This window comes from Hymenobacter sp. NBH84 (assembly GCF_014217645.1).
GTDB lineage: Bacteria > Bacteroidota > Bacteroidia > Cytophagales > Hymenobacteraceae > Hymenobacter > Hymenobacter profundi.
The window spans coordinates 2,248,658-2,262,880 of record NZ_CP043644.1 but is presented as its reverse complement, the minus strand read 5'-3'; the positions used below and the strand labels follow the sequence as shown (position 1 = coordinate 2,262,880).

The following is a 14,223-nucleotide window of genomic DNA, read 5'->3' as shown; positions in this document are numbered from 1 at the left end:
TTTACTCTGTAAGGTAAAAACGGAGGCCGTTTGCGTAATGTAGAGAGGCATTAGGTCACGTCACTGTACTGCCTGTTCTAGCCCAAGCGGGTAGATAGGGGAGGAGAACCAGCAGCTACTTGTCGCCCTGCGGATCGGGGAACTGGGGCTGTTGCCGGGCATACGGACCGGCTTCGGCGGGGGTGGCGCAGCCGGCCAAAACGGCGCATTCAAATGTCGCGCCGTGGTAATAGCGCTGAAAGAGCACCGCCACCAGCCACATAGAGGCAATGGGCGCCACAAAATACACCCACAGCCCCGTGAAATTGCCAGCCGCTACGGCTGTGCCCAGCGACCGGGCGGGGTTCAGGCTCATCCCTGAAAGCGGCGTTTCGAAGGCAATGTAGAGGGCCAGCAAGCCGGCCAGCAGCCAGCCGGCATACTTGCGCCGCTGCTCGGAGTGCAGCGCCCAGAGCAGCACAAACATGAAAAAGGCCGAAATAGCGGCTTCGGCCAGCAGTGCCACACCCACGCCCCAGTCGCCGGGCACCGTCACGTTTTGCTTGATGTCTGGGTGAGTATACCAAGGCGCCAGTACCTGCTCCATCAGGAAGCCGCCGGTCAGAGCGCCCGCAAACTGAAACACCACGTACCAAAACGTATCGGTGGCGCTGAGGCTACCTAACTGCCAGAACGCCAGCGTGACGGCCGGGTTGAGGTGCGCCCCCGAGCGCTGCCCCCAGGCACTATACGTCATGAGGGCCACGGCTAGGCCAATGGGTAGGCCCAGTACCACGTGGCGCAGCAACTCATTGTCGCCCAGCCACTGCCGCACTGGCGAGGTAGGGTGTTGCACCACCACCGCCGCGCACGACGCCACAATGATAAACGTGGCCGCTCCGGCTGCTTCCGCTACATAGTAGGTCCAATGGCGCCGGAGGGTAGCGAGCAGGCCAGAAGTGGAGGTGGACATAAGCGGGAGCTGCGTGAAGCAAATAGTATTCGCTTAACGCAGCCCCGGTTAAAGTGTTGGCTTCCTACGATTCAGCTTTTTTCGCTGATCTACCCCAACCTTTTTTTACAGTTGATACGTGAGCGTAGCGGCCATTTGGCGTGGCGCAATGGGGTTGATGCTGTTATCGTCGTGAGCGTTGTAGCTAAGCTTATCGAGCAGGTTGGAGAGCTTCAGGCGCAGCGTGAGGCGCTGGTAGGCATAGCCCACCGACGCATCAAACTGCGTGTAGCCAGGCAGCGGAATCAGCTGAAACGTGTCGTTGATGGGCTGGCCGTTGCTGCCAACCAGGCGGGTGTTGCGGCCCGCCTGCCGCTCGCCCACATAATAAGCCGTGAAACCCGCTTGCAGCCCGCGCAGCGTGGAGTGGTCGAGGGTGTAGAACACGCTCATGTTGGCCGTGTGGTTGGGGTTGTAGCGCAGCAGGCTTCCTACCTCGTAGATGTTGCTCTTGGTGTAGGAGGTGTGGTTGTAGCTATAGCCCCCAATCAGCGACCAGCCTTTATAGGGCTTGCTAAGAATGTCCACTTCTAAGCCCTTGCTGGTCACTTCACCCGCCAATTCTTGAGCATTGGGAAAATCTGGATTAAAGCGCGGGCTGTTTTGCAGAATGGTCTGTACCTGTCCGTCGTTCACGATGTGGTAGGCCGTCACGTTGGCCGATACGGCTCCGTTGAACAGGTCGTTTTTCACACCTACCTCAAACTGATTGAGGGTGGACGGTGGCAGCGCACCGCCAGTTTGACTAATACCCGAGTTCAGCACAAACGAGTTGGAGTAGGAAGCAAAGATGGAGCTGGTCTTGATGGGCTGATACACCAGGCCCAGGCGCGGCGAAAAAGCGTCGTCGTAGCGCTTGCTCTGCGTCACGGAGTAGTCCTTGTATGACAGCGACTTCGTACCGGTTTCCTGATACGTATAGCGCACGCCGGCCAGTATCTTCACTTTTTCGTCCACGCTGATCAAATCCTGCACGTAGGCCCCTACCCGCCGGATGGGAGTATTATTACGCGAGGCCAGCGATAGGGCCGGCAGGTCGCCACGCTGCGTGTACTTATCCAAGTCCAGGATATTGATTTTGTCGTAGGCTACGGCCGTATAGGAGGGCGTAGTGGTGTTGTACTTATCGGCATCCATGCCTACCAGCACAGCGTGGCTGAGGAAGAACGTTTTGAACTTACCCGTTACGTTCAGCTCACCCAGAAAGTAGTCCTGCATAGTCTGGCTGCCTTGGGCGTTGCGGCTCCAGTCGCCGTTTTCGAGCACTCCAATGGGACGGGAAGTGCTGCGCTGGTCGTTGTCGTAGGCTTGGTAGCCGCCAATCAGGCGCACTTGCCAGCGGTCGGAAAGGCGGTGGGTGAGGGTAGTGGTGAGGCTGGTCTGGTCGGTGTTGTTATACGCCCATTTGGATCCTAAGAACCGGCTGCGCGGCACGTCCACAATGCGGTAGTTGATGGTGCCAATGCCGTAGTCAGGGGTGCGCTCGTCGTGGAGGTAGTCGCCTTCCACCAGCAAATCCGTTTTCTCGCCTACCTTGAAAAGCAGCGATGGATTCACGTAGAAGCGGTTCGACGACACGCCCTGGCGGAAGCTGCGGGCGTTTTCGTAGGTGGCGTTCACCCGGTAAGCCACGTGCTCGGAGCTGTTCACGGCGCCGTACACATCCACAAACGGCTTGTAGAAATCGTAGCTACCCACGCGCATCCCTACCTGCCCGCCCTGCTCGAAACGGGGCTTTTTGGTGACTAGATTGATAATACCGCCAGCCGCCACGTTGCCGTACAGAATAGCGTTGCTACCCTTCATCACCTCGAAGCTTTCCAAAGCCGTGGCTTCCGGCAGCGCGCCGTTGTTGTAGCGCACGCCATTTTTGAAGGTGTTGCTGCTACCCATCGAGAAGCCCCGGCTGGCCAGTTCTTCCTGAGTGCCGCCGGTGGTACCCATCACATACACGCCACTCACGTTGGCCAGCGCGTCGCTCAGGCGCAGCACCTGCTGCTGCTCCAGCACCTGCTGGTCGATGGTGACGATGCTCTGGGGCAAATCCAGCGGGCGCACCGGCAGCTTGCCCACGGCCACGGGCTTTTCGTTGATGGTGCGGTTGCCCGTCACAGTCACCTCCGAAAGCTGGCGTTGGTCTTTTGCCAGCGTTAGTGGGGCCATCGCAATGGCCTGACCGGCTTTCACTTCCACCGTCAGTAGTTGAGTTACATAGCCTACGTGGGTAACAGCTACCGTCAGCCAGCCCGCAGGCGCCTGCAAGCGAAAACGCCCGTCTGCATCCGTATTCGTGCCCAGCGAGGTGCCCTGCACAAGCACTGCCACCGACTCCGCGGCTTGCCCGTCGGCTAGCCGTATCTGGCCGGTTAGCGTTCCGTTTTCTTGTTGCACTTGGCGAGCTGCCGTACGCGGTATAGACTGCGCCAAAGTATCCACAGGGAACGCAATGCCAAAAAACAAAGGGAGGAAGAGGAGACGTGTTGCCATACCTTATTTGTAATGATTCAAAATATTGGCAAAGCAACTTCCAAATTAGAATTAAAACAAATAAGCCTTAGTCTATTTTTATTATTTCTAAATAAGAGGTAAAATTGAATAATGAAACGCTTGACCCATGAAGAGCGGGTATGCAGAAAAGATGGATCCCACACGTAGCGATTTAATTTATAATTAATCTAAATTAGCGTCGCCTTCTTCCTTATTCATTTCCTACCCTTCATTCCGTTTCCCGTGACAACTGAGAAAAGTGGTTACACGCTACGCAAGTTTATCCTAGACATTCACCTATGGTTGGGGGTAGGTAGCGGCCTTATCCTGTTCATTGTGTGTCTGAGCGGCACCCTCTATACCTTCCGCACCGAAATTACACAGGCCGTGGAGGCAGATGCCTACCATGTAACTCCGCCCGCCGCCGGGCAGCCGCTGCCGGCCTCTACTCTGGTAAGCCGCCTGGAGCAAGCCTACCCAGCCAGCAAAGTGGTAGCCCTAAGCATTCCCGCCGACTCTGAGCGGGCCTGGGCCTTCTCGCTGACTACCCGGAAAGCCCTGGCGCGCCAGCAAGCCGAGGAAAAGGCGGAGCAACAAGCCGGGGGTAAGCCCGGCCATGGAGGTCACCGGGGCGGCGGCAAGGAGGGCCGGGGTGGCAAAGGCGGCAAGCGCGGCAACCAGGACTCGCAGACGCTGCTCGTGAATCCCTACACCGCCGCCGTGCAAGGCAACACCGAAACCGGCCTGTCCAAGTTCTTTATGGGCGTGATGGGCCTGCACCGCTGGCTGCTGATTGAAGGGGGCGTGGGCCAGATACTGGTAGGAACTGCCACACTGATTTTTGTGGTGTTGCAGCTAACCGGGCTGGTGTTGTGGGCGCCGGCTAAGCTAAAGCAGTGGAGCAAATGGAAAATGTGGCGGCCCGGCTTCGTCATTAAAACCAACGCAAGCCGTAAGCGCCTCAACCACGATCTGCATAATACACTGGGATTCTACGCGCTGGGCCTGCTCACAGTGATGTCGCTGACGGGCCTGTGCTGGTCGTTTGAGTGGTACCGCGATGGCCTAAGCAGCTTGTTGGGCGCCAAAGTATTTGGAGGAAGGGGCGAGAAGCCACTGCCTTCGGCCGTGCCCGCCGCCGCTGGTCGCACCCTCTCCGCCGACGACTACCTGGCCCTGGCTAACCGCCAGTTGGCCTACCCCGGCGATGTACGCCTAACCCTACCCAAAGGCCCGGAAGGCTCGGCTAGTGTTCAAAAAACAAAAACGGGCTTCTTTGCCCTGGCTGGCACCGACCGCCTCACGCTGGACCAGTATAGCGGCACCGTGCTCAAGGCCGATATCTTCGCCGCCAAGCCCTTCAATGAGCAACTGACTATCCTCATCAAACCCCTGCACACGGGCGAGGTAGCAGGCACCTTTTCCAAGATTCTGTATTTTCTGGTTTGCTTAATCGCCACCAGCCTACCCATTACGGGGGTAATTATCTGGCTGAACAAGCGGCAGAAAAGCAATCGGCGTTCTAGTGCACGGTCAGCGGCTATTGGGCAACCGGCAGTGGTAGGCCGGCCGGCGTAGCACCCTAGCGCTACTTGGTTTTGGGTTCGAGGAGGGCAACTACGGCAGCGTGGTTGCCCTCTTTGGCGAGTGCCAAGGCGTTCTTGCCGTCGTCGTCCTGCATCTTGGCGTCGGCGCCGCTAGCGAGCAATAGTTGCACTACCTGAACATGGCCTTTGGCGGCAGCAGCCATTAGGGGCGTATTCCGAAAGTTATCTGCTTTGTTTACCGAAGCCTTGTGTTGGAGCAGGCTTTTCACAATATCGAGGTGGTTTTGCCCGGCTGCGATAATCAGATAGGTGGTCGGGAAACCCGGTACCATCTCTACGGAAGCGTTGGCATCGGCCCCGCTGGTAAGCAGCGCTTCTACCTCAGCCGACTTATTCTTGAGAACTGCGGTGTATAAGTCTTTGGCTGGCGTTTGTGCAGAGGCAATACTTACAAGCGTCAGGGATACTAATAGCGTAAGGAAAAGTTTGCGCATGAGAAAGCGAATAGAAAAATCGGTCGACCAAAAACAGTAGGTAAGCGCGAGGCGTAACCAAAAATTGTGCGCGAACTGATAGATCTACTGAAAATCATGTTTCACCGCGTAATAAAGCACTCGTTATTAGATAAAAATTAAATTTTTTGAAGTTAGAGGTAGCTATAACGATACAAAATAGAGTCTCTGACAAGAGCAATTTGGCTACTACTGCACGCGATGCGTGTTACACGCTCTTTGTGTTCACACGACGGAAATGACTGCTCGTTTCCCCATGCGCTGCGCCATGGTACTCGCCACAATGATTTGCAACGCGTGATATAGCATCAGCGGAAGCAATAAGGCCCCGGCAGCCGCCCCCGGAAACAGCAGGCTGGCGAATACGCTGCCGTGAACCAATGATTTTTTAGAACCGCAAAAAACGGCCGTAATCCGGTCTTCGCGCGGAAAACCCAATAGGCCACTCACTCCCCATACAATTCCAAATACGGCGAAGTACAACCCTACCATACCCAAGCTTAGGCCCACTACATCTTGCAAGGCATAGCTACTGAACACGCCCTCGGCAAAGGATTCGCAAAATGCTGTAAAGACGATCAGTAGGATAATCACCTGATCGGAAATGCGCAGCAGCTTGCCATTGCGCTCGGCAAAGGCGCCCAGCCAGCGATTCAGCAGCACGCCGGCCGCCACGGGCACAATCACCTGCCCGACCAAATCCAGTATCAGCTCTTGCAGCGGAATGCCAGTGGCGCTGGTTTGCAGCACCAGTCCGGTAAGCAGTGGGGTCAGTGCAATGCCCAGCAACCCCGACAGCGTGGCGTTGAAAATAGCCGCCGGAATGTTGCCCTGCGCAATGCTCACCATCACCACCGAGGTAGAAACTGTGCTGGGCAGGGCACACAGGAAGAAGATGCTTTGCCAAAGCAACGCGCCCTCTGCACCCGTGAAAAAGGGCCGTACGGCCAGCGCCAGCAGCGGAAAAAGCGCGAAGGTAGTTAGCTGCGTAACCAAGTGAAGCTGCCAGTTGCGCATGCCGGTTTTCAGCTTGGCCGGGCTCAGGCGCAGACCATACGCAAAGAAAATGATGCTCACGCCCACCGTTTTGATGGTGTGCCAGGGTAGGGGACTGGCGTCGCTGCCAGCATTTGGAAAAAGGTAGGCAAGCAACACCACGCCAGCTAGACCTAATAAAAACCACTCACTGGCGATGCGGGCTAGCAGGGCAGAAAAGCCAGTAGGAGGGGTCGGCGTGGGAGCTGGTTGGGACATGAAAAGGGAAGATAGTATACCGGCAAAAGTACTACAGCTATAAGGGGGCTGCTATTAGAATTTCATTAGATAAGTGCTGGGTAGCTCAAGTTGCGGAGTAGCCGCGTAGCGGGTAAGGAGGACGGCAACAGGAGTGAGGGTAGGGGAGAAGGTTGAGTTATTCGTAAGAACAAGGGGTGAGCAGCAAAAGTATGAGTCGCGGCGCGGGCTGCTAGGCAAACTGAAGAATAACACTATCTTGTATCGCGTATTTGTGGGCAATGAGCCGTGCGTATCGCGTTAGCATAAAAATGGCTGTATAAATTATTTTTTAACGTGTTATTGATATGAATATACTGCGCATGCTGTGTATTTTTTTTGCGATTATCGGCAGCTGTACTGTTGATCTATTTGCTCAAAAAATACTTGTGGATTCTGTGGTCGAAAATTCTTCTATAACCTATGCAAAAACAGTTTATTACGACAGAATAAACGTGCGAAAAACTGTTTTTATCGGCCCTGAATATTCGGTATTTCTGGGATATGACAAGCAACACTACCCTTATTTTCAGATCGATTCTGCCGGGCAGGGTAGCATCGTGTACGATGGTTTAGCCGTGGCCGGTGTGCGCCTACTCTACGACATTCAGGCCGACCAGCTGGTGATGCAGTATCCGGAAAGTCCACTGCGTTTCCTGCTGGATACGGCCCGTATTACCGATTTTACGCTAGGCGGGCACGTTTTCCACCGTTTCGCGGCCGATAGCACCCGGCCTGCCGGTCTGGCAACCGGCTTCTACGATATACTACTGCCCACTGGGCCGCTGCAGGTAGTGGCCAAGCGTCAGAAACAACGGCAGGACCAAGTAAAGGACAGACGCGAATTACCCTATTATTTACTAAAAGATAAATTTTATGTTATCGAGAAGAATCAAGCCAAACCTGTTAAAACGAAGAAGGATTTATTTAGGCTTCGGCCTGAAAATAGGAAAGTGCTAGTTACCTATTTACGTGAAAAAAAGTTGATTTTTAGAGAAGATAAAGAAGCTTGGATATTGTTAGGGGTAAAATATTTAAATACGATTTTATAAGTCAGAAGAATGAAAAATAATTACGTATTGCTATTCTTGCTATTGATTTATGCTCCGTGCTTGTTGGCGCAAACCGCCCGCCCGGCAGTGCCCATCACCCTCGACCTGAACAATACATTTTTCGGGAATCTGGTGCAGGCGGTAGAAGCGCAGTCGGACTATCATTTCTACTATGACGAGCGGCAAATCGGAAACCTGCGCGTGACGGTGCAGGCTACAGCGCAGCAACTGCCCGCAGTGCTGGCTTCAGCCTTGCGCGATACGGGGCTACGGTTTGCCATTGATGATGCGCATAATATTTTCATTACCAAGGAAACAGGTATTGCTACGCAGCTGCCAGACCCGCGCACTAAGGTGCCCGCGTCCGTTGCCGCTACCTTGGCGGCAGTAGACCAAGACCGCTACGGGCCGGCGTACTTCGCGGCGCTGGAGCGCCGCCTTTACGAAATTGGGCGAGGAGGTGGCCAAGGCGAAACCAGCACTATCTCGGGCTTTGTGTACTTCGTGGGTACTACCGATCCAATACCAGGAGTAGCCGTGTACGTAGACCCCTCGCTGGCTAGCACTGCCACCGACGCCCGCGGCCACTACGCCCTTACACTGCCCAATGGCCGCTATACGCTCTGGGTCAAAGGTCTGGGCCTGCGGGCCAGCAAGCGCCAGGTACTACTGCGCGGCGATGGCCGCCTGAACGTGGAGATGGGCAGCGGTACCATGACCCTGGCTGAAGTGCGCGTGGAGGCCGACCGCGACAAGAACGTGGTGAGCACGCAGATGGGCGTGGAAAAGCTCGATATTAAAACCATTCGCCAAGTACCTACCGCCCTGGGCGAGGCCGATGTGCTGCGCGTGCTGCTCACGCTGCCGGGGGTGAAGTCGGTAGGGGAGGGTAATACCGGATTGAACGTACGCGGCGGCTCGGCCGACCAGAACCTCGTGCTCCTGAATGGTGCTACCGTGTATAATCCTTCGCACCTATTCGGTTTTTTCTCGGCTTTCAACCCCGATGTGGTCGACAACGTGGAGCTACATAAAGCGGCCATTCCTGCTCGTTTCGGTGGGCGATTGTCGTCGGTGCTGGATATTACGTCGCGTGGCGGTAACGGGCAAAAGCTGAAGGGCGCTGGTGGCATCGGCTTGCTCACCAGCCGCCTGACGCTGGAAGGACCTATTGGCAGCGACAAAACGACCTTTTTGGTAGGTGGGCGCAGTACTTACTCCGACTGGTTGATGCGCCAGCTACCACAGAAAGAATTTAACAGCAGCTCGGCTTCCTTCTACGATCTGAACGCCCAACTGCGGCACGAATTCAGCCCTTCTAATAGTTTATCTTTCAGTGGTTATATGAGCAAAGACCGGTTTCGGTTGGCTTCCGACACCGTCTATCAATATACCAATCAGGCCGCTAGCCTGAAGTGGACGCACATAGTAAGTGAACGGCTGACGACCGCAGTTGCGGGAACCTACAGCCGCTACCACTATGATATCAGTACAAACGGTAACCCAGCGCTGAACTCAAATTTGAGTTACAATCTACTACAGATTGGCGGGCAGGCCGATGCCAACTATTTGCTTAATGACCGGCACACGCTGAGCGCTGGCCTAAGCTCCTTACTCTACCAGGTGGAGCCGGGCCGCCTGCTGCCAGCCGGGGACGAGTCGCTGGTGGCGCCGCAGGTATTAGGACGGGAGAAGGCCCTGGAAAGCGCCATCTACGCGGCCGATAAGATTACACTTTCGCCGCGGCTGTCGGTGGAGCTGGGGCTGCGCTATTCGCTCTATAATGCCCTAGGACCGCGCAGTGTGTACCGTTACCAAGAAGGCGTATCGCGCAACGAGGCCACCATCACTGACACGGTGGCCTACGCTGCCAACAAGGTGCTGGCTACCTACCACGGCCCCGAGTACCGGGCGTCGGCGCGCTACGTGCTGGACGAGAATTCCTCGGTGAAAGCCAGCTACAACCGCACCCGCCAGTACATCCACATGCTCTCGAATACGACCACCATGTCGCCAACCGACGTGTGGAAGCTCAGCGACGCCAACGTGCGCCCCCAGCGCGGCGACCAGCTGGCCCTGGGGTACTACCGCAACTTCAAGCAGAACCTGATTGAAACGTCGGTGGAGGTGTACTACAAAAAGCTGCACGACGTGGTGGACTACAAAAGCGGGGCGCTGCTGCTGCTCAATCCGCACATTGAAACCGATATTGTGAATGCCCGCGGCAAAGCCTACGGCGCCGAGTTTCTACTTCGCAAAACGCGCGGCAAGCTCAACGGCTGGCTGAGCTACACCTATTCCCGCACGCTGGTGCAGGTGAAAGGCGCGGCGCAGGACGAAACCATCAATGGCGGGCGCTACTACCCCAGCAACTTCGACAAGCCCCACGACGTGAGCCTGGTAGGCAATTACCGGTTCAATAAGCGCTTCAGCACCTCCCTGAACTTCACCTACAACACGGGCCGGCCCATTACGCTGCCGCTGGCCAAATACACGTACGGCAGCACCACACGCGTGTACTACTCCGACCGCAACGCCTACCGCGTGCCGGATTACTACCGGGTGGATATGGGGTTGAATATTGAGGGCAACCACAAAATCCGGAAGCTGGCCCACAGCTCCTGGACGGTGGGCGTGTACAACCTGACGGGCCGGCAAAATCCCTATTCCATCTATTTCAAGTCGGTAGGCGGTGCTATCAAAGGCTATAAGCTGTCGATTTTCGGCCAGCCGATTCCTACGGTTACCTATAACTTTAAATTCTAGCGCTATATGCGACACGCGAAAAATGGCGGGTGGAAGCTGCTTGGTTTCCTGCTGATGCTGTTTCTGGTGGGTTGTTTGGAGGAATACACCCCCCCGGTGACGGCCGCCCAAACGGCGCTGCTCGTGGTGGATGGCTTCATCAACAGCCAGGGCATCACCACCATCAAACTTTCGCGCACGGCCAGCCTGACCACAACCGCCGCGCCGCCGCCGGAAACCAAGGCAACGGTGTTTATTGAGGACGCCGCCGGGCAGCGGCAGACGTTGCCGGAAACCAGTCCCGGTACCTACGCCTCGGCCCCGCTGATGCTGGACCCGGCAAAGAAATACCGCCTGCACCTGCGCACCGCCGCCGGGCCAGAATATGCCTCCGATTTGCAACCCGTCCTCACCACGCCCCCCATCGACAACCTCTATTGGACCGCCGATGGCGATGGGGCAAGCATTTATGTGGACGCCCACGCTGCGGCCAACGTCCCGCCGTTTTACCGCTGGGATTTTGTGGAAACGTGGGAGTTTACCTCGGCTTTCCTCACCGATATCGAATACAAGAACGGTAGGATAGTGCCCCGCACGGAAGACGTATACCGCTGCTGGGCAACGGCTAACTCCACGAAAATAAACGTGTTGAGCACCACCACGCTCAGCGAAAATACAATCCGGCGGCACGCCATTACGGTGGTGCCCAGGTCATCAGTGAAGCTGTACTACAAATACAGTATTCTGGTGAAGCAGCGGGTCCAGAGCAAGGAGGAATATGACTACCTGACGCTGTTGAAAAAGAACACGGAAGACATCGGTAGTATTTTTGGGCCGCTGCCCGTGCAGCTCACCGGCAACATGCACGCCCTCGCCAACGCCGACGAGCCAGTGATTGGCTACGTGGGCGTGGGGGCCGAAACGCAGAAAAGAATCTTTATCAGCCGGGGTGAGCTGCCGAGGGAATGGCGGCCGTCGGCAGGCTTGGCCGAGCAGTGCACCACGCCCGATACGATAGATGATGTACGGCGTTTCAACGGCGGCAATCCGCTGCCGATCAGACGACTAGAGGCTGGGGAGCCCAGGGCGGGCTCCTACCTAGGAGCCGGCGCTGTCTGTATCGACTGCCGCCTGTCGGGCACCAACGTCCGGCCCTCTTTCTGGCAATAGCGCATGGCACCTATGACGCGGCAATACAACAATTTGTTTACTGGCTGCTGGCTGCTGCTGGCCCTGCTGCTGACCAGCGGCCGGGTGCGGGCGCAGGTGCCGGCAATAGACCAGCAACTGGCTGCCTACCACACCCGCACGCTGGTGGAGAAGGTATACCTGCACACCGACCGCAGCGCCTACCTGGCCGGCGAAACTATGTGGTACAAGCTCTACGTGGTAGACGGCGCCCACCACCGGCCGCTACCCCTGAGCACGGTGGCCTACGTAGAGGTGCTAAACGCTGACAACCAGCCCGTAGCGCAAGGTCGTATCGCGTTGCGTGGCGGCCGCGGCCACGGCGCTTTCAGCCTACCCGACACGCTGGGCACGGGCCGCTACCACGTGCGGGCCTATACCCACTGGATGCAGAACTTCGACCCCGCCTATTTTTTCAATGCGCCGGTGGATATTCTGGCGGCTGTTCGCTCCTCGGCTGGTGCGTTGCCCGTTGGTCTGACTGCCGCTAATTACGACGCGCAGTTTTTTCCGGAGGGAGGACAGCTGGTGCAGGGCCTACCCAGCAAAATAGGCTTCAAGCTAACCGACCGGCAGGGCCAGGGGGTGGCTGCCCGTGGCGTGGTAGTGGACCAAGTGGGGCAGCAAGTAGCCGAATTTACTACCCTACGCTTTGGTATGGGTAGCTTCGAGTTTACGCCGGTGCTTGGCTCGGCTGCCTATACCGCCGTGCTCACGCTACATAGCGGCGAGGTATTGCGCCGCCCATTGCCTGCCGCGCAGCCTACCGGCTACACGCTCCGCCTCCTCGACGAAACCCCGACCCAACTGCGGCTAGTGGTGCGGGCTGCGCCAACTGTTTCGGCCCCGGTGCTACTGCTACAGCATACCCGGCAACTGCCACCAGTGCTTAGCAAACAGCCGCTGGTAGATGGGGCCGCCGAGTTTGTGGTGAGCAAGCAGGCACTGGCCGATGGCATCACTCATTTCACGGTATTCACAGCCAACCAGCAACCTGTCTGTGAGCGGCTTTATTTCAAAGCACCGGCTCAGCTAACAATACAAGCCCAGACGGCGGTAGCTTACAGCACCCGCCAGCGGGTGGAGTTAGCCTTGCGCACAGCCACCCCGCAGGGTCAGGCTATGCCCGCAAACCTATCAGTGGCCGTGTACCACCTAGACTCGCTGACGTCTATTGAAGCCGCGCCGGCCCTTGTGCCCTACCTCTGGCTGACTTCCGACTTGCGCGGGCATGTGGAGCAGCCTTCTTTTTATCTCTCCGCTGCCCCCGACGCTGCTACCGCCGCCGATAACTTGATGCTGACCCAGGGCTGGCAGCGCTTTGCCTGGGCCGATGTACTGGCGCCTGTGGCACCGCTTCCCACTTATGCGCCCGAGTTGCATGGCCCGCTTGTGCGGGGCACCGTGTTCACGCGTGGTACTAATGCGCCCCGCGGCCAAGTGCCTGTTTACTTAGCTAGCCCCGGTAAGGCGGGGCGGCTCTACAACGACGTGAGCCGGCCTGATGGAACAATATTGTTCGAGTTAAAAGATTTCTATGGACCGCGGGAGCTAGTAGTGCAGCCCAATAATGAGGTAGATAGTGCGTACTACGTGACGCTGCAAAGCCCCTATTCCAGTGCCTACCTGCCCACCACTGCGTTTGCCCTTACTCGGCTCGGCATCAGCGAAAATGTGCTAACTCAGCGTTACCTACAGCGGCAACTGCTGACCGCTTATTATCCTGACCGCCAGATCCGTACGCAGTATCCCTTGCCCGATACGGCGACCTTCTACGGCCACCCCGACTATTCCTACCGGCTCGACGAATACACCCGCTTCAAAACGATGGAGGAGGTGATGCGCGAATATGTGCGCGGTGTGACGGTGCGCAACCGCCGGGGACGGTTTCATTTTATGCTTTATAATAAGACAACCGACGATGTGTTCAAGGATGATCCAATGGTATTGCTCGACGGCGTACCCATCTTCAACCTAAATACCGTCATGGCCCTGGACCCGCTGAAGGTGAAGCAAGTAGACGTTATCACCAGCCAGTACATACAGGGGCAGCTGACGTATAATGGTTTAGTGAGCTACTCCACGTATAAAGGCGACTTGCAGGGCCTACCCCTCGATGCCCGCGCCCTGCTGCAAACCTACGAGGGCCTGCAAATCCCCCGCGAGTTCTATGCCCCGCGTTACGATACTAACCAAGCTAAGCAGAGTCGCCTGCCTGATTTCCGGAACCTGCTGTACTGGAATCCGGAGGTGGTGACGGGACCTGATGGCAAACAGCAAGTGGAGTTTTACACCTCTGACCAGCCTGGTACCTACCGCGTAGTTGTGCAAGGCCTTTCGGCCAATGGCCTTGCGGGTAGCACTAGTTATACATTTGAAGTGAAAAGGTCGTTATAAAGGAGAGGATACGATAATAGTGTGAATACAGA

Annotated in this window: 9 protein-coding genes; 5 read left to right on the top strand and 4 right to left on the bottom strand. The window is 56.6% G+C overall.

Annotated elements, in window-relative coordinates; all coding sequences use genetic code 11:
• Positions 1-115: 115 nt before the first annotated feature.
• Positions 116-952 (bottom strand): MIP/aquaporin family protein, encoded by an 837-nt coding sequence (locus F1C16_RS09480; RefSeq protein ID WP_185284080.1) that lies wholly within the window; start codon positions 950-952, stop codon positions 116-118.
• A 105-nt stretch (positions 953-1,057) separates the two neighbouring features.
• Positions 1,058-3,427, bottom strand: a complete 2,370-nt coding sequence (locus tag F1C16_RS09475; protein ID WP_374940600.1) for a TonB-dependent siderophore receptor — start codon at positions 3,425-3,427, stop codon at positions 1,058-1,060.
• A 294-nt stretch (positions 3,428-3,721) separates the two neighbouring features.
• On the opposite strand from F1C16_RS09475, the gene F1C16_RS09470 reads away from it, so the two are divergent.
• On the top strand, positions 3,722-5,056 hold the full coding sequence (locus F1C16_RS09470; RefSeq protein WP_185284078.1) for a PepSY domain-containing protein: 1,335 nt from the start codon (positions 3,722-3,724) through the stop codon (positions 5,054-5,056).
• Positions 5,057-5,066: 10 nt separating this feature from the next.
• Here the strand turns inward: F1C16_RS09470 and F1C16_RS09465 are convergent, their stop codons facing one another.
• Entirely contained in the window at positions 5,067-5,519 is a 453-nt protein-coding gene (locus F1C16_RS09465; RefSeq protein WP_185284077.1) for an ankyrin repeat domain-containing protein, read from the bottom strand.
• A gap of 243 nt (positions 5,520-5,762) precedes the next feature.
• Entirely contained in the window at positions 5,763-6,791 is a 1,029-nt protein-coding gene (locus tag F1C16_RS09460) for a bile acid:sodium symporter family protein (RefSeq protein WP_185284076.1), read from the bottom strand.
• Positions 6,792-7,117: 326 nt separating this feature from the next.
• On the opposite strand from F1C16_RS09460, the gene F1C16_RS09455 reads away from it, so the two are divergent.
• Genes F1C16_RS09455 through F1C16_RS09440 form a run of 4 tightly spaced genes read left to right on the top strand, consistent with a single transcriptional unit; the run spans position 7,118 to position 14,191 of the window.
• Positions 7,118-7,861, top strand: coding sequence for a hypothetical protein (locus F1C16_RS09455; protein ID WP_185284075.1), 744 nt, complete (start codon positions 7,118-7,120; stop codon positions 7,859-7,861).
• A gap of 9 nt (positions 7,862-7,870) precedes the next feature.
• Complete coding sequence (locus tag F1C16_RS09450; RefSeq protein ID WP_185284074.1) at positions 7,871-10,627, top strand: carboxypeptidase-like regulatory domain-containing protein; 2,757 nt, start codon at positions 7,871-7,873, stop codon at positions 10,625-10,627.
• A 6-nt stretch (positions 10,628-10,633) separates the two neighbouring features.
• Positions 10,634-11,776: a DUF4249 domain-containing protein gene (locus F1C16_RS09445; protein ID WP_185284073.1), complete on the top strand. Its 1,143-nt coding sequence runs from the start codon at positions 10,634-10,636 to the stop codon at positions 11,774-11,776.
• Between the two features lie 3 nt (positions 11,777-11,779).
• Positions 11,780-14,191 (top strand): MG2 domain-containing protein, encoded by a 2,412-nt coding sequence (locus F1C16_RS09440; RefSeq protein ID WP_185284072.1) that lies wholly within the window; start codon positions 11,780-11,782, stop codon positions 14,189-14,191.
• The last annotated feature ends 32 nt before the right edge of the window (positions 14,192-14,223 follow it).